This is a genomic window from Streptomyces sp. 13-12-16, from assembly GCF_002114215.1.
GTDB lineage: Bacteria > Actinomycetota > Actinomycetes > Streptomycetales > Streptomycetaceae > Streptomyces.
The window spans coordinates 1-654 of the sequence record NZ_NCTE01001392.1 but is presented as its reverse complement, the minus strand read 5'-3'; the positions used below and the strand labels follow the sequence as shown (position 1 = coordinate 654).

Here is a 654-nt window from a genome sequence, read left to right as displayed (position 1 = left end):
ACAGGCCGAGGAGCCGGGTCAGCGCCCGGGCCGATTCCGCGGGCAGGGCCAGGACGACGATCCCCGCGACGACGGCCAGCAGCGCCGCGCCGAGGACGACACCGCGGTGCGGCAGGTCCCGCGAGGCGAGCGCCGTGAAGAGGGTGAGCATCCCCGACACCAGCCAGACCGCTCCGACGATCAGGGAGAGGGCGGCGATGGTCTGCAGCGGGTTGCGCAGGCAGAGCACTCCGGCCAGGACGTACAGCACCGCCAGCAGGAGTTCGGGCAGCCGTGTGCCCTGCTCCTCCCGGCCGAGGACGCCGACGAACCGGAACGCCCCGGCCACCAGCAGGTACAGGCCGACGAGCACCGCGAGGACGTGCAGTGTGGTGTCCGGCCACACCAGCACGAGGATGCCCGGTACGAGGGTGGCGACCGCGGAGGCGAGGATCCACTGCCACGAGCGCCCGAGCGCCCCCAGGATCCCGGCGGGGCCGTCCGGCGGACCGGGGGCCGCGCCGTCGGGCGTGTGCGTCCGTCCGGGGCCGGGGGCCGGACCGGGTGTCGCGTTCATGGCCTCTCCTCCCGCGAAGCGCGCTCGGGCCGCGGCGCGAGCGCAGGACCAGCCTCCCGCCCGGCCGCCGTCGGCGGGTCACCCACGACGGGTGATCC

General features: G+C 75.8%; 1 protein-coding gene. It reads right to left on the bottom strand.

The genetic code is table 11. The features are described from left to right. The coding region (locus B7767_RS41420) for an HdeD family acid-resistance protein (protein ID WP_085576349.1) at nucleotides 1-556 on the bottom strand (556 nt) is incomplete at its 3' end. Between the last annotated feature and the right edge of the window lie 98 nt (nucleotides 557-654).